Annotated in this window: 14 protein-coding genes; 8 read left to right on the forward strand and 6 right to left on the reverse strand. The window is 58.0% G+C overall.

Annotation, left to right across the window (positions count from 1 at the left end; all coding sequences use genetic code 11):
- The first annotated feature begins 969 nt into the window (after positions 1 to 969).
- The 4 genes from NKH13_RS19135 to NKH13_RS19150 are packed head-to-tail and all read left to right on the forward strand — an operon-like array spanning position 970 to position 7,657.
- Complete coding sequence (locus tag NKH13_RS19135) at positions 970 to 2,190, forward strand: glycosyltransferase (protein WP_352913700.1); 1,221 nt, start codon at positions 970 to 972, stop codon at positions 2,188 to 2,190.
- On the forward strand, positions 2,187 to 3,443 hold the full coding sequence (locus tag NKH13_RS19140) for an O-antigen ligase family protein (RefSeq protein WP_352718005.1): 1,257 nt from the start codon (positions 2,187 to 2,189) through the stop codon (positions 3,441 to 3,443). The genes NKH13_RS19135 and NKH13_RS19140 overlap by 4 nt, the downstream gene beginning before the upstream one ends.
- Positions 3,444 to 3,447: 4 nt before the next feature.
- On the forward strand, positions 3,448 to 5,442 hold the full coding sequence (gene asnB / locus NKH13_RS19145) for an asparagine synthase (glutamine-hydrolyzing) (protein WP_352913961.1): 1,995 nt from the start codon (positions 3,448 to 3,450) through the stop codon (positions 5,440 to 5,442).
- 1 nt (position 5,443) lies between these two features.
- Complete coding sequence (locus NKH13_RS19150) at positions 5,444 to 7,657, forward strand: GumC family protein (RefSeq protein WP_352913703.1); 2,214 nt, start codon at positions 5,444 to 5,446, stop codon at positions 7,655 to 7,657.
- Between the two features lie 293 nt (positions 7,658 to 7,950).
- Here the strand turns inward: NKH13_RS19150 and NKH13_RS19155 are convergent, their stop codons facing one another.
- The 5 genes from NKH13_RS19155 to NKH13_RS19175 form a co-directional block, all read right to left on the reverse strand.
- Positions 7,951 to 8,997 (reverse strand): class I SAM-dependent methyltransferase, encoded by a 1,047-nt coding sequence (locus NKH13_RS19155; RefSeq protein WP_352718007.1) that lies wholly within the window; start codon positions 8,995 to 8,997, stop codon positions 7,951 to 7,953.
- Positions 8,998 to 9,094: 97 nt separating this feature from the next.
- A complete protein-coding gene (locus NKH13_RS19160) occupies positions 9,095 to 10,138 on the reverse strand; it encodes a glycosyltransferase family 2 protein (protein WP_352913706.1) in 1,044 nt (347 codons plus the stop codon).
- The gene (locus NKH13_RS19165) at positions 10,135 to 11,385 is read right to left on the reverse strand and encodes a lipopolysaccharide biosynthesis protein (protein ID WP_352913709.1); all 1,251 of its coding nucleotides are present in this window, start codon (positions 11,383 to 11,385) and stop codon (positions 10,135 to 10,137) included. Before NKH13_RS19165 ends, NKH13_RS19160 begins: the two co-directional genes overlap by 4 nt.
- 445 nt (positions 11,386 to 11,830) lie before the next feature.
- Positions 11,831 to 12,913, reverse strand: a complete 1,083-nt coding sequence (locus NKH13_RS19170; RefSeq protein WP_352913963.1) for an NAD-dependent epimerase/dehydratase family protein — start codon at positions 12,911 to 12,913, stop codon at positions 11,831 to 11,833.
- Between the two features lie 279 nt (positions 12,914 to 13,192).
- On the reverse strand, positions 13,193 to 13,903 hold the full coding sequence (locus NKH13_RS19175; RefSeq protein ID WP_352467092.1) for a helix-turn-helix transcriptional regulator: 711 nt from the start codon (positions 13,901 to 13,903) through the stop codon (positions 13,193 to 13,195).
- A gap of 287 nt (positions 13,904 to 14,190) precedes the next feature.
- On the opposite strand from NKH13_RS19175, the gene NKH13_RS19180 reads away from it, so the two are divergent.
- Positions 14,191 to 15,930 (forward strand): sensor histidine kinase, encoded by a 1,740-nt coding sequence (locus NKH13_RS19180; RefSeq protein ID WP_352467093.1) that lies wholly within the window; start codon positions 14,191 to 14,193, stop codon positions 15,928 to 15,930.
- A gap of 181 nt (positions 15,931 to 16,111) precedes the next feature.
- Here NKH13_RS19180 and NKH13_RS19185 read toward each other — a convergent pair whose 3' ends face one another.
- On the reverse strand, positions 16,112 to 16,789 hold the full coding sequence (locus NKH13_RS19185) for a LuxR C-terminal-related transcriptional regulator (protein ID WP_352467094.1): 678 nt from the start codon (positions 16,787 to 16,789) through the stop codon (positions 16,112 to 16,114).
- 512 nt (positions 16,790 to 17,301) lie between these two features.
- On the opposite strand from NKH13_RS19185, the gene NKH13_RS19190 reads away from it, so the two are divergent.
- Genes NKH13_RS19190 through NKH13_RS19200 form a run of 3 tightly spaced genes read left to right on the forward strand, consistent with a single transcriptional unit; the run spans position 17,302 to position 19,878 of the window.
- Positions 17,302 to 18,024: a nucleotidyltransferase family protein gene (locus NKH13_RS19190; RefSeq protein ID WP_023675619.1), complete on the forward strand. Its 723-nt coding sequence runs from the start codon at positions 17,302 to 17,304 to the stop codon at positions 18,022 to 18,024.
- A gap of 46 nt (positions 18,025 to 18,070) precedes the next feature.
- Positions 18,071 to 19,207 (forward strand): DegT/DnrJ/EryC1/StrS family aminotransferase, encoded by a 1,137-nt coding sequence (locus NKH13_RS19195; protein WP_352467095.1) that lies wholly within the window; start codon positions 18,071 to 18,073, stop codon positions 19,205 to 19,207.
- Positions 19,204 to 19,878 (forward strand): sugar transferase, encoded by a 675-nt coding sequence (locus NKH13_RS19200; RefSeq protein WP_352467096.1) that lies wholly within the window; start codon positions 19,204 to 19,206, stop codon positions 19,876 to 19,878. The genes NKH13_RS19195 and NKH13_RS19200 overlap by 4 nt, the downstream gene beginning before the upstream one ends.
- Positions 19,879 to 19,897 lie beyond the last annotated feature (19 nt).

Consider the following 19,897-nt stretch of genomic DNA (forward strand, 5'->3'; position numbering starts at 1 on the left):
AGCCAGATTGAAGCCGGCGGTTGCGATTTCGGTGGCGGATCCACCCGATGCGTAGTGCAGAGTTGCCATCCAATATTCCTTTGTCTCATTCGATAGCGCCCCGGGGCTTGCCTACTAGAGGGTGTATATTAGCGCCAAATCACATACCTGCAGGCTCTGATAGAATGGTTGATCGCCAATAGGAACGCTCGCACGGAAGGAGAAATCTAAATAGAGATATTCAATAGATATCAAGAATATCATCGCTTTACGTCCGTATATCTATCCAGATTATCTGATTTAATTGGAGATCGGTAGTTTCATGGTCTAAAAAAATAGCTTGCGTGTTGCGGAATGCAATTGTGAAATAAATTTCTATTCGACTGTTCATCTGCCAATTTAGAGATCAGACAAACGTTTAATCTGAGAGCCAAGCCCCTCCACAGTCTCATTGCCGCAACCAATTAGTTGTGGACAAGTTGTAGGCGTCTGCGCGCTCGTCGCCGGATATCGGTCGGCAGATCAGGTTTCCGACATCGGAGGGGGTCGAATCGGCTTATCCGCTGGTCGCAAGGAGGCAAGTCGCGTCAGGGGTTGTGGCTGAGGGGCTGATCATCATGCCTGGTAGCACGCGGACCCGGACAGGGAGCTTAGGAATCCCAGCGTAGAGCAGCCGTACAGCGCACGACTGTCGGAAGCGCTTTCTTCGGTTGTCTTATCAGTGGCGAGTCCGGCTTGGCACAACTCCCTAGAGTTCGAGGCGCAATTCATCCGCGTACCCACAAGATGCTGTCGAGGTGCTTCGCGATATGCGTAAGGCCGTGATCCCAATGCGGTTTACCTCATTCAAACAGACGAGGACAGTAGGCAAGCCTCCTCCTACCGTACCCTTTCACGCGCACAGAAGTAACGAAGCAAAACCATGAAAGCAGATGCGAAAGGCAGTTACTTCACGCGGCCGAAACACGGCGCACGGACGGGAGCTTCGGGATGAATCCGCATCTCGTTTGTGTGGGAGGCGAAGATCACGCCCTGAGAATTCCGTTCCTAATGTCGCTGCGCGAAAGCGGCTTCCGGGTCACTGCAGTTTCGACCGGCGATGAGGCTGCGTTTTTGCGGCATGGCATTCCGCATCGCCGCTACGGTTTCGACCGATTTGCCAGCGGCAGTGGCGAGTGGACCGCCGTAAGAGCGATTCGGAAATTGGTTGCGGAACTCCGGCCTGACATCGTCCAAAGTTTCGACACCAAGCCCAACCTGCTGGCACCGTTTTCGGTGCGCGGAACGGTGCCGGTCGTGCGCACGATCAACGGCCTGGGCTGGACATTCTCCTCGCTGGAACCGCGGGCTCTGGCGTTGCGTCCAATCTTTTGCGGATTGCAATGGCTTGCCTCCTTCTGGACGGCAGCGACGGTGTTTCAGAATCGGGACGATGAGGCTTTCTTCAAGCGCTTTCGATTGATTGAACCCGGCAGCGGAAGAGTCATCCGCAGTTCTGGCATCGACGTCGATGCGTTCGCCATGGCGAGGCATCTTGCTCCGCCGGCAACGAAAATGCGCCAGGAACTCGGGCTCCAGTCAGCAGAGATCGTAATTTTTGTTGGCCGGTTGACCCGCCAGAAGGGCATCCCGGTACTGCTTCAAGCAGTCCCCCGCGTCCTTTCTAAAAGGCCTAATGCTCGTTTCGTGCTTGTCGGCCCTTGGGAGTCCGAAGGTCCATTTGCAGTCGACAAGTTGGAAATCGATCGACACGCTCCTCATGTCATCGCGCTTGGCCCACGACGCGATGTTCCAGCCCTTCTTGGTATGGCCGACGTGTTCGCCTTCCCCACACAATATCGAGAAGGAATCCCGCGCGTCCTGCTCGAGGCAGGGCTGGCGGGATTGCCCATCGTCGCCTCAAAGATGCCCGGCTGCAATGAAGTGGTCGAGGATGGATGGAACGGCTACCTTGTCCAACCGCACGACGCCGATGGCCTTGCATCTCGAATAGTTGACATCCTGTCCGACCGCAGTCGCGGAAAAGTCATGGGCGGTCGTTCTGTCGAACTTGTCCGGGAGCAGTTCGCGCTGCCGCGGGTGGTGGCCCAATATTGCGATCTGTACAAAAATATCCTTGGCGCCAAATCCCACAGCGATCTCGCCCGACCGGCGTCTCCGATCTTGTTTGGAGAGGGTGCTGCGAGAAGCAGATTGGATGTGCGCCGATGATCCGGGACGCGATCCTGGCCTGCGGCCTCGCAATGACCTATGCGGTGCAACTCGACATTCCTGGATCGCCCTTGGGGATTGGCGAACTACTCCTTGTGCTTTGGATCATGCTCTCGATTGCGCGCGTGCTGGCCGGCGGTCGCCTGGAGACCAGGCCGGCGCTGACACTCCTTGCAAGCTACTGGACGATCATGGCGCTTGCTCTCGGGGTCGGCACCGTTGTCGGCTATCTGACCACAATTCTGTACCTGACGGGCCTGATGCACGATACGATGGCCTACCTGCTGTTGGTCAGCGTCACGTGCCTTGCCGCTGCAGAACCCGAGGCTGATCGCCGTCTGCGTCGTACTGGCTGGTGGGTTGTGGGCATCGCGAATATGGCCCTTGCCATTCAGCTGGGACAGGGCTGGGGCTGGATCCCCCGAGCTGGCGTCGATCCCTGGTACTGGGACCGCTTTCGTGGCTGGTCGCATAATCCAAACCAGCTCGCGCTCTACTGCGCAATCTTTGGCCCGCTAGCCTTGCATCTTGCGACCACCACCAGCAACCGATGGGGCAGGTTTCTTGGGATCGCCAGCTTGTTCCTGACCTTCTATGTCGGGAGGCTGACAAAGAGCGATACCTATTTGTACACCAGCATCCTGACCTGCCTGACATTCCTCGGGCTGCGGATCAGGACATGGCTCAAGACCGGTGGCAACGGGATCAGCTTTTCACGGCAAGCCGTCCTCCTGTTGCTTGTCGGTATCCTTCCGTTGGCGATGGCGATAACCCCCTATGCCGTAACGGAGGCGAGCGTCCTCGAAAACTTCGCCAAGGGCCTGACCAAGGACAAGGGCGGCGAGGCTACTGCGGAAACCGCCGCGCTCCGCGTGCATCTCTGGGACGAAGCGTTGGAGAAGGGCGCCGAGTCCGGATCGCTTGGCCTTGGTCCAGGTCCGCATCTCGAGCGCCCATCAGTGTTCGACTCGCAATTTCTGGAACGACCCTTCGAGGCTCACAACACGATCCTGGACCTGTACACTCAAGGTGGTCTCATTGCGGTTCTGGCGCTGGTCTGGATCGTCGGCGCCGCCATCATGTCGGTTTGGCGTGCGAAGCTCGACGCGCTGTTAGCGCTCGTGGTGTCAATCATCATCTTCGGGATGCCGCACCTGATCATCCGCCACCCGATCGTGTGGTTTGCGCTGACCATCTGCCTTGTCGCCGGTACGCCGAAAGCAGTTTCTGCAATCTCCAACAATCCGGGGTAATGGTATGTGTGGTATTGCCGGAATTCTTCTTGCATCCGATTCAGCGGACACGAGGCCGCTCAGGGCAATAGGGCAGATGACGGCCGCACTTCGCCACCGCGGGCCGGATGGCGAGGCATTCTGGGTAAACTGTGAATCGGGTGTCGCCTTCGGTCACAGGCGGCTGGCAATCGTTGACTTGTCGGAGGCTGGCTGTCAGCCGATGCATTCCGAAAGCGGCCGATATGTCATCACATTCAACGGCGAAATATACAATTTCCGTGATTTGCGCCGTGAGCTGGAGAGTACAGGCCATCATTTTCGGAGCGCCAGCGATACCGAAGTCATGCTCGCCGCAGTTGAGAGTTGGGGCCTCGAAAAAGCACTCACGCGTTTCGCCGGCATGTTCGCTTTAGGATTATGGGACCTTAAGACAAGGACGCTCCATCTCGCCCGCGACCGAATGGGCAAAAAGCCGCTTTATGTCGCCTCAACACGCGATGCACTTGTTTTTGCTTCCGAGTTGAAGGCGATCAACCGTTTTCCAGGGTTTTGCCAGGAGCTCGATATCGATGCGGCCGCGGCAATGCTTTCGAAGGGATGGGTACCGGATGACAGCTGCATTTGGCGAGGCGTATTCAAGCTGCCGCCGGGTTCGGTCCTGTCGGTAACGGCCGCTGAGTTCTCCGGGGAACGCAGTGTCGCCTCCCTGTCGCATCGCATTCGACACTGGTGGTCGCTGGCCGAAGCCGCCACGAAAGGGCGGACGGAGCAGGTCGCCGGCAGCGACGAGGAACTCACCGATGAACTGGACGGCCTGCTTCGGCTTGCCGTTCGGGAGCGCATGATCGCTGACGTCCCGCTTGGGGCCTTCCTGTCGGGCGGAATAGACAGCTCGACGGTTGTGGCCCTGATGCAGGCTCAATCGGAAAAGCCCGTGCGCACGTTCACGATCGCTTTCGGAGAGGGCGGGTTCGATGAGGCTCCGCACGCCGCGGAAGTCGCGCGGCATCTGGGCACCGACCATACCGAACTCCACCTTTCGGCTGCCGTAGCGCGCGACGTCATTCCAGAACTGCCGCAGATCTGGGATGAGCCTTTCGCTGACGAATCGCAGATACCAACTCTGCTGGTGGCGCGGCTCGCCCGCCGGCACGTTACGGTGGCTCTGTCGGGCGACGGTGGCGATGAATGCTTCGCCGGCTACGCCCGCCACTTCATGGCGGCCCGTCTGCGACGACAGCATACTCTGCCGTCAGCACTGCGTCGGGCGCTCGCGGCAGGCACTGGGTTACTGGCCCGTGCAGCCCGTCACGATCTCGTCGGCAAGCTGCCGCTTTCGGAGGGTGCACGGCATGCGCTTCGGGGGGATCGGCTGAATCGCCTCGCTCAGCTGCTCGCTGCAGCCAATGAGGACGAGTTGTATCGGCGACTTACGGGATCATCGACCGAGAACCTGAGCCTCCACCAGCCATCCTCATCAATTCACGTCGAGCACCGGCTTGATGGGCTGCTGTCCCGGCTTTTGTATGACGATATGGCCGGATACCTGCCCGGGGATATATTGGTGAAGCTGGACCGCGCCAGCATGGCCAATAGCCTCGAGGGGCGGTGCCCGCTGCTCGATCATCGTGTTGTCGAATTTGCCTGGAGCCTGCCGACGAATACGAAGGTTCGTAATGGCAAAGGCAAGTGGATCCTTCGTCAGTTGTTGCGCCGGTACGTTCCGCAGCGGCTGATCGAGCGGCCGAAGCAGGGTTTTGATGTTCCAATAGCAGTCTGGCTGAGAGGCCCGCTGCTCAGTTGGGCAAACGATCTTGTCGCCGATATGCGCTTGTCCGGAGACGGGATTTTCGACCTTGCGGAGCTCGATGCGTGCTGGCGCGATCACGTTGATGGCAGGCACGACCATTCTCGCAAATTGTGGCCCGCTTTGATGTTCCAGGCCTGGCACAACGAGGCAAGGCGGCCATCGCCGCCCGCAACGGGTTCTCGCGTGCCCGAACTTACAGGAGATTAAGATGGAAGGGTCCATAGTTAGCCGCATCCACCTTCCGCACGTTAACGAAATGCACGTGCCTGCGCGCGAAATCGCTCCGCGCATGAAACGTCAGCTACGCGAACAGATGGACACGCAAACCCCGTTCCATCAGCTCCTCGTTACCCTGGCAAGAAAAAAATGGTTCCTGATGACCATGGTCGTCAGCGGCGGCGTATTAGCCGCGCTTGCCGGTCTTGCACGGCCTGCCCTGTATGAAGCCACCACACAGGTGATCGTCGACGCACCCAGCAGAGCGGGACCTGCCGGCGGCTTGGTCTCTGCTCAGGATGCGCTGGATTCCAGCATTGACGACCATATAACCATGCTCTCGTCGCAAAGCCATCTGCGAAGCGTGGTGGCAGCGTTGCGCAAAACGGACGCTCTCAACAGTACTACAAAGGTTGATGCTGGCACCGAAAATTCTGCTGCTAACCCTGCGGGCCTTGAGCCGCCGAAGCGCTCGGGTACAGCCGATCTGCTAGCCAAAATTTGGCCGCGAAGCACTCCGGCGGAGCCAGATGCGGCTGAGCTCAAGATACTGCGCAAGGGTATAAGGATCGGCCAGGAGCTGCGATCGAGGGTCATCAGTGTCGGCTTCACCGATCACGATCCGGCGCGGGCCGCCTTGATCGCCAACACGTTCGCCCAAGTGTATATTGGCGATCTGGCAAGGAAAAGCCAAGCATCGGACAGACTGGAACTCGAATCGATAGTTGCCGGACTTCCAGCTACACAAAACAGTCTCGCAGAAGCGACCGATCGTCTTGAGAGGTATCGGCTGAGCCATGGCGCGGTCGACCAAGGTGCAGCGGACAATGCCGCCAAAGAGATAGTCGAACTTACCCAGCAAATCTCCTTGTCGAAAGCGGATCTCTCCGCATCGGAATCTCGACTCCAACACATTCAGGACTTGCGAAAGCGGGGCGCGTCGGTTGCCTCGATCGCCGAAGCCGTCGGATCACCGGTGCTGGCCGATCTCTTGGCACGCCAGGCCAACGACACGACAGATGAGGACGTCACAGATGCGATCGACCGTCAGATTGACCAAGAAATCGCCAGCGCCGCTGCCGAGGCCAACATCTATCGCTCTCAGATTGCGGCGCTGCAAAAGCGCAAGGATGTCCTGGATGCGGTCGTAGCCGACACAGCCGGCCGGCTTTCCGGATTGCGCGCTCTCGAGCCGCAGGTCAGCATCCTGACGCAGCGCTACAACGACCTTTTGACCCGGCAACAAGACTTGACGCGGCGTATTGCAAGTCCATCCCCCGGAGTCAGGCTTCTCTCAGCGGCGTGGCCCCCTACCAATCCAACGACTCTTTCGCCGATATTTCTTATTCCGCCCGGCATGGTCGTGTTTGGCCTGATTGGGGGGATATTCATACTTGTCCGCCAACGCTTCGATAGCACCTTGCGCGGAGAGGCCGAAGCTGAAGCAGCGCTCAAGGTTCCGTGCCTCGGGCTAATACCCCAGGCTGCCACAACGCACGCGAAGCGACTGCAGCAGCTGGTTTCAGGCCAGCAGGAGTCCAGATACAGCCGCGCCGTGACGGCCCTGCTTGTCGCCGCGGCGCCCCAACGGGCGAGAGATTGCTCGAACATAATCTTGATAACATCCTGCGGTGAGGATGATGGCAAGACCGAGCTCGCATGGAGCATGGCCTTGGCGGCCACCAGACTTGGAGGGCGAGTACTCTTTATTGATCTGGACCGCACGGACCGCCGCCTTACAGGCGAGTTTGTGAAGGAATTCAGCGCACGTAAGCCGCACAATTTTTTCGGAGACTATATCAGTGACCGTTGTGCGCTGCACGATGCGATAGCTGGAATGTCGGCAATCGGAATCGATTTCATGGCGCTCGCACCGTCGGAGGATCTGCTGCCCTTGCTGTCCAGTGTCGATGGCTCCCCTTTCAAAGATGAACTGCACTCGGTCTATCGGGTGGTCATCATAAATGGACCGCTGGGGCTTGAGGGACCAGAGGCCAGACTCCTGACAGGCTGGGGTGACGTGGTTCTTTTCGCCGTTCGCTGGGCGAAAACGCGACGCAGCATCGCGCGAGGCGTTCTAGACCTGCTTGCGGGCGATACGCCAGCTTCGGTTCCCGTCGCCAGCGTTCTCACGAAGGTTAATCTCAGGAAGCACGCGGGTTACCGGTTCGGGGACAGCGCTGATCTCTTGCTGGAGAGGGCATGACGAGCGCGGCTTTTATTGTTGCGTACTTCCCGCCACCGCCTGGTTGAAAATCACCGCTTTAGGCGCTACGCCGATCGGCTGCTGGGCGCGGGCCATCCGCCAGTAGCTGGGGTTGTCGCGGAGAGGTCCATCCGGAGCGTGGGTCCGAAGTGCCGCCGGACGGGCATTCATGAATTCCGGAACCCACACCTGAGGCGACGCCCCTGACGCCGTCCTTCGTCTGCTTGGCAGGTCCCGCAGCCTGGTGGTGTCAAAATCACCTTCCCGCTGCAAGCGGCATGGCGCACCGCTCATTACTGCTTGGCTTGGCGATGAATCCGTAGCGCAGGTGACGAGACTTTGTCGATTTTCGCCCAGAGTGCGCTCCCGCCCATCGTAGATGCGTTCCTGATGGCGTATGCCCATGCCGGCAAGCGTGACGGTGAAATCGCAAGGGCAGTCAAACCTTGCGCCATTCGTTGCGCTTTGCTTCGCGGCAGGGCCCGCACGAACTCACTCACACTACCTGGTTTTTGTCCCTTTCGCAAAAAGCTGTGGACGATGTCTTGCTTCAGGAATTTGGCGAGATTGAACGGCTCGCGCTCGCATTTGCTCAATTGCAAGCCGTGCCGCCGACATATGGCATCGAAGGCTTCTTTCGTCCATCGGCCAATGTGGTTTGGTGGCATGTCTACGAGCGAGCCGTGAGACTCCATATAGTACGTTCTGTTTTCATTTGGCACGGCAATGAAGGCAGATCCTTGCGCCTTCAGAAGATATTTTAAGCGAGCAAAAACCTCATCCACTTGGTCCATATGCTCGAAGACCTGAAACATGAAAATAAAATCGAAGGCCTCTTTCATAGAATCGAAGCTGTCCTCCCGAAAATCGCTCGCAAAGGTCTTGAAGCCTTTTGACGCCAAAACTGATCGCGCCGTTTCGTTGTAGTCGACCGCAGAAATATCCGAAGTATGGAAGAATTTGTTGTTGATGCGGTCGAGAAAATACCCGAACCCCGATCCCACCTCGAGAGCAGTCTTTCCGCCAGTATTCAGGCCCGCGAGCTCTTCGATTGTCCTTGCATATTCCCATTTCATAGTTGGATAAGAAGGGTACGCCCAGGCTAAGTTATAAAACTCAAAGCCGCCGGCGACGAACGGATCTGCGAAACCGAATCCGCAATCTGCGCATTTGCGAATGTCGCAAGTGTTACTGCCCCAGAGATCCGACAGGTGGCTTGTTAACTTTCGAGAGCGATCGGGGTCCTGACGCGGATTGATGAAATGTCGAGAGGCCTCGTCTGCTGTCACTTCGAACAATTTTGCGGTTGATACACTGCCACACGCCGGACAAATGGTCATCTCGCTATCCCTGAAGCCTGGACGAAGGAAAGCCGCCTTCGACGGTATAGAATGCGTAGCAGCCGGCCCAAGGCAGGCCCTCGACGATGCCGCCACGCTAAATTCGTCTCCGGCTACGCAACCGGCCCAGTCTCGGGCGGATCGCGAACACGTAAGTAAGAATGTGCTGGCTCGCAATTTTCATAACTGATGGACGAAGAATTTGCATGGCATCTTGGATCGTCGCTCGCCAGGACTGCTGGTGGAATCTGCTAGGAATACGAGCAACCCGTAGCGCCCGTAACAAAGTCTCGGGGCGAGGGAGGTGTTTACGATCCTGAATTAGATTCCAGTTAAGCTCTTTGACAGCAAGGGTTACTTGATCAACTTCATCGAAGCTCTTGGTTGTAGTGATGCTCGGGTGATTCGTCGCGTCGTAGAAGATCAAGCCGTCATTTATCGCGACCATGTCTCCGTGGCATGCCAGGTCAACAAAGAACAGCTGGTCGACTCCGGCCGGGATTGAATTGTGCGCGCGCATCAGGCAACCCGCGTGAATGACGTCGCGGTTGATCAACAGCGTCGACGGGATGATCCCAAGGCTCCGCGTCGTACGGACCAGATAGAGGTCCGTCAGGCATTGCTGGCTCGAGTAGACGGAGATCCGTTGTCGCCCTTGCGGTGGCAATCGGAATTTCATCCGATCGTCCTCGATTATGTTCGCGGCACAGGTCATGAATGCAGCCGAGGGATGCTTGGTTGAAACCTCGGCAAAGGTCTTGAGTGCGCCTGGGGCCAGCCAGTCATCGTCATGGAGCAGCTTGATCCATTTTCCGACGCAAGCGAGCATGGCGTTGTTGGTATTCTCGACCTGACCCCGGCCACGGCCGTTCTCGACAATTCGGATGCGAGGCTCGGTCCGTGCATACTCGGCCACGATTGCCCAGGTCGCTCCCTCTCGGCCCTCGTCGTCGCTGACGACCAGCTCCCAACTGGCAAAATCTTGACTCAGAATGCTATCCATCGCCCGGCGGATCGTGTCCGGTCGGCGAAAGGTTGGGATGGCAACTGAAATGAAAGGGCGCAGTCGCGAAGCATCAGCGCGATGATGTTGGTCAACCACATCGGTCGTCAGAAGCTGATCAAGCTGCGATTGCTTCATGGTGTTTTTCCCTCGAGATGATGACTCTGCTTTGGTATGGCGGCTCCCACTGGTTCGACGTCGTGGCGGAGAAGATACAGAGAGGCCGCCGTTTTCAGTGCAAACCCGACGGCGCCCCCGGCCGCCATCAGATAAATGACTTTGAGTGGTTCCCAACCTGCCTCAGCACCGGCGAGTAGCGGGCCAAATACAAGCGCCGTCCGCGCGCCGTCGACGAGAAGTCGTACCTCTTGCCGCCGCAGAAGAGCTGGGACATCTTGAAGCGGTGTCGACAACGCCTGCGTAGCACCCATGAACGCCAGCGCGGTCATAATGTCTGCGGCGGGGACCCAGGGCGCGCCCAGGAGGGGAACGACGATATATGGCGCGGCTAGGCCAAGCGCTAATATTGGCAATGCAGTGACGCCGGCTGAAAGCATCAAGAGGCCGTGCGCGGTGCCGAGCAAATGGGCGCGACTGCTGGTTTTGTTCGCCTCAGATACAAAAACATTGCTAAGCGGGTTGGCGATCAGCGTGACGGGTGCAGTCACCAGCCGCGACGCAACTCCCAGGTAACCGGCAAAAGCGGCGCCAAACAGCGAACCAACGAGTATTGCGGGAAGATTGATGATGGCAAAACTCGCTAGGGCCGAGGGAATGTCGAACAACGGAAACTTGTATTCTCGCCTGGCGACGGCAAAGACGGTCCGCCACGGCGCTCGGGCGATGCCGCCTATGTCCTTCCTGCTCAGAATCCGAGAGCCGAGGATCCCGATAAAGACGAATTGGCTCAGGATATGAGCATGCACCATCGCCTCACCTCCGAAATGGGCGAGCCCAAAAGTTAGTTGCAGCAGGGCCATGGTCACCGGCAAAATCAGGCGGCCGAGGGCAAAGTCGCGTAGCAGGCCTACGCGCAGACTCCAGCAATTCATTGCTTCGACGAGACCGGCGCCCCCCATCCCAAGTGGAACAAGCCAGGCGAGGTGGCCAACCCGCGCTGGAGCGATGCTCGCCCACAGCAGTCCTGCCGCAAAGGCCAGGACACTCGTCACCGAGACAGCCAGGAGAATGAGCTTAACAGTCACGTATGCCTGCGCACTGTCCTTGACCCCATAAAGGGAGGCCTCGAAACGCAGTGCTGCGATCGCACCGAGGATGTTTACGATCGACAGGTAAATCGTGAAGATCCCGAAATCTGCCGGGGAATAGAGCCGGGCCAAAACGGGAATAGCGGCGACGAGGGTCAGCTGGCCGGCAATCGCCATGGCCGAAACGCCTCCTGCCGCGCGAAGAATGCCGCCGATCGGGCTTGGAGGAACACGGGTGATTATTTTCTCGACCGTAGGAACCGTCCTGGATCTCAGAAAGTAGCTTTGGGACATGAGCTCGCGATTCCGAGGAGGCAAAATGCGGTTGAGCAGAGCTTACGATGGGGCCCGAACGTCACCATCATCCATCTGAATGACATTGTTCGGCAGAACGCGGATGCGGCGAATTCTTTGTGCTCCGTGCCAAGTACAACTGCAGTCTCTGAATTGAGATCGCTCATTGGAATTGCCGCGATGAGCTGATTCTGCGAGGATCGCGCGGGCATCGATGACCGGAAATGTCGTCGTTACGCTATGCGGCATCAGCTTGATCTTTTGACCAGACTAGCAGCCGCGACCAGGATAGCGGACGCGTGGATCCGTCGCTCCGATAAGGCGCGGATTACACGGTGGCCTCTACATGCATCAACGTTTGTTGCCATATGCTGGCCGCGGCATCTGTTCCATGAAAGTCCCGGTACCATTCGACAAAGCATTGCACTCCGTCCTCAAGCCGTGTCGTCGGGGCGAAGCCGACGGCCTTGCGAAGATCGCTGACGTCGGCGCGTGTCTCCAGAACGTCGCCAGGCGGCAACGGCACATCCACGCGAAGCGCCAGGCTGCCAAGGGCGGTCTCGATGATCGAAATCAGCCGGTTGATCTCCTCGGGCCGGTCGTTGCCGATATTGTAGACGCGATACGGCGCGGAACTTGTAGCAGGGTCGGCGGTGCAAGGGTCCCAATGCGGATCGGGCCGCGGCGGTGCAGCAAGCGCTCGAACCACGCCCTCAGCGATATCGTCGATATAGGTGAAGTCTCGCCACACGCGGCCGGCATTGGCTACTTCGATTGGGTTCCCCTCGATAATCGCACGCGTGAACATGTAGACCGCCATGTCGGGCCTGCCCCAGGGGCCATAAACGGTGAAGAAGCGCAGTCCGGTCACGGGCAAGCCGAACAAGTGACTGTATGAATGCGCCATGAATTCGTTTGAACGCTTGGTTGCGGCGTACAGACTGACAGGATGATCGGCGCCGTGATGCTCGGAAAACGGTATGGTTCGATTTGAGCCGTAGACGGAGCTCGAGGAGGCGTAGACGAGGTGACTAACACCGAAGTGCCGGCAGCCCTCAAGGACGTTGAGAAACGCCACTATGTTCGATTGCACATAGGCATGCGGGTCAACTAGTGAATGTCGCACGCCGGCCTGAGCCGCGAGATGCACAAAGTTTGAAGGTCGAACTTCTGAAAACAGCAACTGGACGCGCGCCGCATCCGCCAGATCAATTCGCATCGGAGTGAAGCCGGACTCGGCACAGAGGCGCGCATAGCGCGCTTCCTTGAGTCGTGGATCGTAGTAGGGGGTGAAATTGTCGACGCCGATGACTTCGACACCCAGACGCAAAAGCCGCAAGGCGACGTGGAAACCAATGAAGCCTGCCGCGCCGGTGACGACGATCGGTCCGGTCCGTGCAAGTCTCTTCACCGCGCGGTCCGAACGCGATCGAGCGATTTCCACCTTCTCCGCTGCGGCAAGAACAGACTCGCTGCATAGATCGTTGTCCAACTTGTCGCCTTTCGAATCCGTTCGACAGTACCGACTTGCCGGTCCGGGATTGCGGCTTCCGATATTTACGCCGGCGCATCGAACCTGGTGGAGTGCGCAATGCGGTGCACGACCTGCCAAGTCATGACACTCCAACTTGCGCCAACCAAATCCCGGGCGGATGCCGACGTCCGGCGATTGTGTCCAAGTGACCGGCCCTTATGGCAGGACCGAAATACGCCCAAGAAGGGCCACCAGTTCCGCCTGGCGTTTTGTTTCGGTCTTGGCGAACAGCGAGGCAAGCTGGGAACGGATCGTGGTGCGGCTGAGACGCCAGCTGCGAGCGATCTCCAAAGGTGCGTCGCCCTGAGCCAAGCGCAAGGCGAGGTGCGTTTCTGCGCTCGTCAAGCCAAACATTCTTTGCAACGTGCGAGGATTTGGCCCAGATCTGTTGTCCCGATCCAGCAACGCCACAATGCTCGTTCCGTCGGGAGCGATAACGCCGTTCTCGTTCAGTATCACCGGCCGGTCGCCCCTGCTGCGGATCACGACCCAGGACAACGAGCCCGGCAGGAATTGGCCCGGAACATTCGCGATCAGCCGCCTCAGGGCGGCCGTAAGTCCGCTCGCCGTGTCGGCCGCTTCGCCCTGGCGCTCAAGCGTGGTTTGGGCGGCTGCGTTCCACTCGACTACTTTTCTTTCGCGATTCAGCACGAGATAGCCACAGCCAATGCGATCAAGCACGCCGGTTATGGATTCCAGACTGCGGCCTTTTGGTTCCCCGAGCCTTGCGTCCAATGGATCCGATGCACGATCGGGAAGGTGACCAGAAGAGGGTCGCGTATTCCGCGCCTCAAAATCATACTTGGTCCTCGTAGCAATGTACCGATTGCTCGAAGAAGCATCGACCTGTCTATCGATCAGATTCATTTTCTACCCCTAACCCAAAAGTTTCACACGCCCGAAATAAGTAATCGGGATTCAGACAGTCTTCTATGTTTAGCTGGATTCTAGTCTTCTATGCGCTGACGGATGATATGTGCATCACCACCTTGAAAACTTAGTATGATCTGACAGTTCTAAGGCAGCTCTTAGGCCCCGCTGCATCCGATAAAATGCGCGCTATGATAGCGGTATGGCAATCCGGCAGTGGTACTAAGCTGTACGTTTTTTGCTCTAGTCTCGACGGGCTAGTCAGAAGGTTGTAGTCTGTGTCCATGAGCTCGCAGTCGCGCAGGTCGAATTCGAACCCGTCAGGCAGATTGCTAACTCATATTGCCTCTGCATCGGTATTAGCTGCCACACTGATATTTGAAATAAAATCGTCGGGCTATATTGGGCAAGGCGCCAGTTTTCTGGAATTTGTTCCGGCTATTATTATTATCGCCTATCTCGAAGATCGCGTACCTGCGCTCGCTGCGACCATTCTGATGGTGGCTGTCGGCCTGTGGGCACGAGGACACGATCAGATCTCAAATGGAGATTGGGCACGCGCAATCCTGCTTCTGGTTTCGGGCGGGGTGATTGCCATGACGTTCCATCGCCTTCGGCAGGACTTGCGTGAGTTGCTGGAAGTCGCCGAGGCCAGGCTCGCTGCCGTCGAAGCGACCGAAAGCCGCTATCGTTGGGCCTTCGAACGTGCTGCCATGGGATTCGCGAACACCAACGAGAAAGGCGAGTTGCTGCAGTCCAACAAACGCCTTTGTGAGATGACCGGGTACAAGGAGGAGGAGCTTGCCCAATTGCAGCTCGATACGCTCGCCCATCCGAACGACCGGCACACCTTGGCGCAATTGCTGGCGAGGCTGGGCAATGACATTTCTTCGTTCGTTTCGGAGGTGCGTCTGTCACGAAAGGACGGTACGGCATTCTGGGCTCGTCTAACGCTTTCTTCGTCCGTGCCCGAGGGGGTTCTTTCGGAGAGTATCTTCGTGGTGGTCGATGATATTTCGGACCGACGAGCTGCTCACGAAGCGCTTCGGGCTCAGAAGGAATGGCTCGACCTCGCCCTGTCTGCTGGACGCTTGGCCACGTGGCGGATCGACCTTAAAGACGGGACAGTCACGGGCTCCGACACGTTCTGGGACATTCTCGGCCTGGCCCACGCCAATCGCCGCCGTTTAGAGGAACTATCAGCTGTCGTTCATCCGGCGGACTGGCCAAAGCTGGCGGCATCGAGAAAGTCCGCACCATCGGTCACGGATTACGATGTTGAGATACGCGTCCGCCGACCGGACGGACATATCCGCTGGGTTGCCCTGCGCGGAAGGGAGGAAAGACATGACGATGGTGGACAGCGGCTTGGAGTGGCTGCCGACCTGAGCGAGAGACGACAAACCATGCTGCTGCGCGCCGCGGCAAAGAAGCGGGAGCGGATCATGCTCGAACAGCGTCATAGATTCGGCAATGTTTTCGCGGTGATCACGGCGCTCGTGAAGATGGTCGATGTTCCCGGAAACAACGTCGCCAAATACAAGGAAATGCTGATCGACCGGATACGCGCGCTCGAGGCAACCCATCTGCTCCTTTCACGCAACGGCAGCGTATCGGGGGCGATAAACGATCTCGTTGCGCAAGAGTTGCACCCTTATATGGGAACACGCGCCATATCGGTCAGCGGTCCTTCCGTGGCGATGTCGGGAGGCGCCGCCGAGAGTTTTGCAATGATCGTTCACGAGCTTGCCACCAATTCCATGAAATATGGAGCGCTTGGCGATCCAAAAGGCCGAATCGACGTAAGCTGGACGTTCGCACCTGAAGACACAGGCAGTGATATTGTGTTCGAGTGGGTGGAATCAGGGCGGCGGCGGACCTCAAGCGTAGTCCGTCATGGCTTCGGTTCCATGATAATCGGAGTGGATGGATCGCCGCTTGTCGGTCACTCTCCCAAGCTGGAGATATCGGACCAAGGGTTGCGGTATTCGCTGCGGCTGTCACGCAAGGAAATCGGTTCGTAGTGCAGTGCTCCAATCGGAAAGCAGATATCAAAAGGCGGGTCGCTGAGCGGCCTTTGAGATGCGCAGGGTTCCTTCCAAGAATGTCGTTGGCCCAAAGCTGCGCCGCGGCATTGGGATATGCAGTAATATGCATGAGGAGTCTTGGGACGCCGTTTGCACGTCCAAAAGGACGCGCGGCGTTCTAGCTGGCATGTCTCGAAAGCCAAGTCTTCAGCATAACGGCAGCCTCGGTCCGATTGCGTACCCCCAACTCACGCAGAACCGCAGCAGCGTGGATTTTCGTGGTCGCCTCCGCGATTTCCAGATCGCGCGCAATTTCCTTGTTCGAATAGCCTTCCGCCATCAGCTTGAGGACTTCCTTTTGCCTCGAGGTCAGCCTGCCAAGGTTGACGCCAGCGGTACGCCTCTGTGGGCTTTTGTCGTCGGAATGGGTATGCGCGTGGGTTGTTTGCGTTGCACCCGAGCGTGACAGAAGTGCAGGAACATAGATGCGGCCGGAGAGGATTTCGTTGACGGCCAAAACAACCTCTTCGTCCGTCTGGGACTTTACGATGTAGCCGTGAAGCCCGATCGACAGAGCCGTGAGTATTTCCGAGCGCGAATCGTTTCCCGAAACGATCGCAAATCGCGTGTCCGGATAGGCAGACAGAATCCCGCCGAGCACTTCTTGATTGAACAGGCCCGGCATATTCAGGTCCAGGATCGCAAGGTCCACGAACGATTGCTCGGCCAGCAAACTGAGCACCGCGTCGAAACAAGACGCTTCAAATATCTCCACACCTGGAATGCCTGCGGTCAGTGCCAATCGCAAGCCGCGACGATACAAGCCGTGATCGTCGGCGATGACGATTCGATACATTGAACTACCCCAACGCCTATCTGAATGGATTGAACGGTGATGGCCTGAAAGTCGTGGCCATCCACTCGTCGATTCATCCAGCCGACGCTGCGGCACCCCGAACACCGCAAACGCCAGATTTCTAATATAATCTTAAATGACGGGAAACGCTCCTCTTTTTTTTGCCCCTTATGAGCGAAACCCGCCGAACGTCATCGAACATACGTTCTGACCTTTTGGACAGCTGACAGACCGGTCGGTCGTTCAGCACTGCTATAGGTCTAAAGACATAGAACAGCAAAACGGCTGAATTGTTACCATTCGAATGCACGACGACATCCACCCTGACGGCCACATACCATCCAGATGCAATGTCCGGATCAGGGGACAGTGGGGAAATCTCACCGGTCTTCTACGGGAAATCTCACCGGTTCTTCTGAGGGGACAAGAACGCGTTTCCCGGGTGCTGACCAGGGCAGGATAGCCGGCCCGTGACGACAGCGTTCAGGCCGAATGAACAAGGGAGGACCAGGATGAAAGCGGTTATTCAATGTGGAGGAATGGGAACACGCCTCCGCCCCTTCACTTCGGTCTTGCCGAAGCCGCTCATGCCGATCGGCGCACGGCCGGTTCTCGAGATGCTACTGAAATGGTTGCGACGCAACGGTATTCAGGAAGTCTATATTACAACCGGGTATCTCGGCCACTTGATCCGCACCGTGTGTGGAGATGGCTCGCAGTGGAACCTGAAAATTCGATATACGCAGGAGATGGAGCCGCTTGGCACCATCGGGCCGCTGTCTTTGATCAGGGATGAACTGACGGAGCCATTCATCGTTCTCAATGGCGATGTCCTCACGGATCTAAGCCTCAGTCGATTTGTAGCAGCGCACCGTAAGCACACCGATCCAGTGACGATCGCAACAGCCTGTCGCCTGATCAAGATGGATTTCGGCGTCATCGACGAAGTCGACAATACCGTGCAGGTCTTTCGCGAAAAGCCGACGCTCTCGCATTTGGTCAGCATGGGAATTTACTGCATGAACCCGGACGTTCTGCAGTTTATCCCATCCGGCATACCCTTTGGGTTCGACGACCTGATGCTGCAGATGATGCAGAACGGCACGACCGTGCACGTGTACAAGCATGAGGGTCTCTGGCTCGATATCGGGCGCGTCGACGACTTTCAGAACGCACAGACCATTTCCTGGGAAGACCAGTCGGCGTCGATCGAGGTCACTGCGACGGCTGCATGACGAAATCACGAGCTCGGTCCCACAGTTATCAGTCTAGGAGGTTGTGATGCTCTTGGTCAGTGCCCCGATCTTGGGTGTGCCGGAGAAGACTGCTTTGACCAAGGTCATCGACAGCGGCTGGCTGACCATGGGGGAGCAGGTACGAGCCTTCGAACAAGCTTTTGCCGACGTGCATGGCGCGGAGGATTGCGTCGCGGTCAGCTCTTGTACCGCAGCACTTCATCTCATTTTGCACGCACTTGGTATCGGACCGGGCGACGAGGTGCTGGTGCCATCCTTGACTTTCGTGGCGACCGCGAATGCGGTCCTCTATGTCGGTGCGACGCCGGTCTTCGTCGACATCGAGTCAGCCGACGTGCCGCTGATGTCGATCGTGGAAGCCGAAGCGAAATGCACGACCCGCACCAAGGCAATCATTCTCGTCCATTTCGCCGGCTACCTCGCCGATCGGGAACAATGGCAGAGGTTCGCCCGTGCCCGGGGGCTGCATATCGTCGAGGACGCGGCGCATGCGCCGGGCTTGAAGGAGGTGGGGACATTTGGTGCCGCGGCCGCCTTCAGCTTCTACGGCAACAAGAACATGACCACGGCGGAAGGCGGGGCTGTGATCGCCAGGGATGCCGGTCTGCTCGAGACAATCCGCCAGGCGCGTGGACATGGGATGACCACCGGGACACGTCAAAGGCTGAACAGCCGCACCCCTCAGTATGATGTCACCATGCTCGGATTCAACTATCGCATGGATGAATTGCGGGCTGCGATCGGACTGGTCCAGCTGCAAAATTTGCAGGAGTGGAATGAGATCAGGCGTATCCTGGTCATGCTGTATCGCCGTCTCATAGCCAAGCATTGCCCGGCCGTGACCATCCCGTTCCACGAGCCGCGGACGTCGGCCTACCACATCATGCCTATCCTTTTGCCACGTTACGCCGACAGGCAAGACGTCATCGACGCACTGCGCGCGCAAGGGATACAAACCACTATCCACTACCCGCCGGTGCACCAGATGACGCTCTATCGTGAGCTTATTCCCGGTACTCATTTACCGCGCACTGAAGATTTCGCGCAGCGCGAGCTGACGGTACCGCTGCATCCGCAGGTCACAGCACCTTTGGTCGAAACGGTGGTTGTCGCTCTTGCCGCAGCGGTTAACAGTTGCGCCCAGACAGGAACAGCCGCATGAATGCCCTGGACCTAGCCATTCACCGGCCTAACGTCTCGAGCGCCGCCCATGGGTCTGTGAGACGAGCAATTGATCTCGTCGTTGCTGCGGCCGCGGCGATCGTCTTCGCTCCGCTGATGCTGCTGATTGCCGTGGCGCTGCTGCTGGAAGGTGGTCGGCCCATCTTCTTTACGCAGACCCGCGTCGGGGCCGGTGCTCGCCCATTCCGCATGTACAAGTTCCGCAAGTTCAGCGTGCAATGCGATCCCGGTGGCTTGGCGCTGACCATGGCCTATGACAGCCGCATGACGCCGGTAGGACGGTTCCTCGCCGCCACCAAGTTCGACGAGCTGCCGCAGCTTTGGAACGTCTTCAGAGGCGAGATGGCAATCGTCGGGCCCCGCCCGGAGAGCCTTGTCTTCGCCGATTGTTTTCGCGGGAGCTTCGAGGGTATTTTACAATACAAGCCAGGCTTGCTGGGTCCAGCCCAGGTCCTCTTCCGGAATGAAGCGCATTTTTATCCGGGATCCGTGGACCCGCTACTGTTCTACCGCGAGGTTCTGTTTCCTGCGAAAGCCAGGCTCGACCTTTCCTATTATCCGCAGCGCACAATCGTCTCCGATGTCGTGTGGATGGTGCGCGGGCTGCTGGCGGTGCTTGGCGTCGTTTCGCCGCCGCCGATCGGAACTTGAGAGCAGGCGGGACATCCGC

Source organism: Mesorhizobium sp. M1348 (genome assembly GCF_040317925.1).
GTDB lineage: Bacteria > Pseudomonadota > Alphaproteobacteria > Rhizobiales > Rhizobiaceae > Mesorhizobium.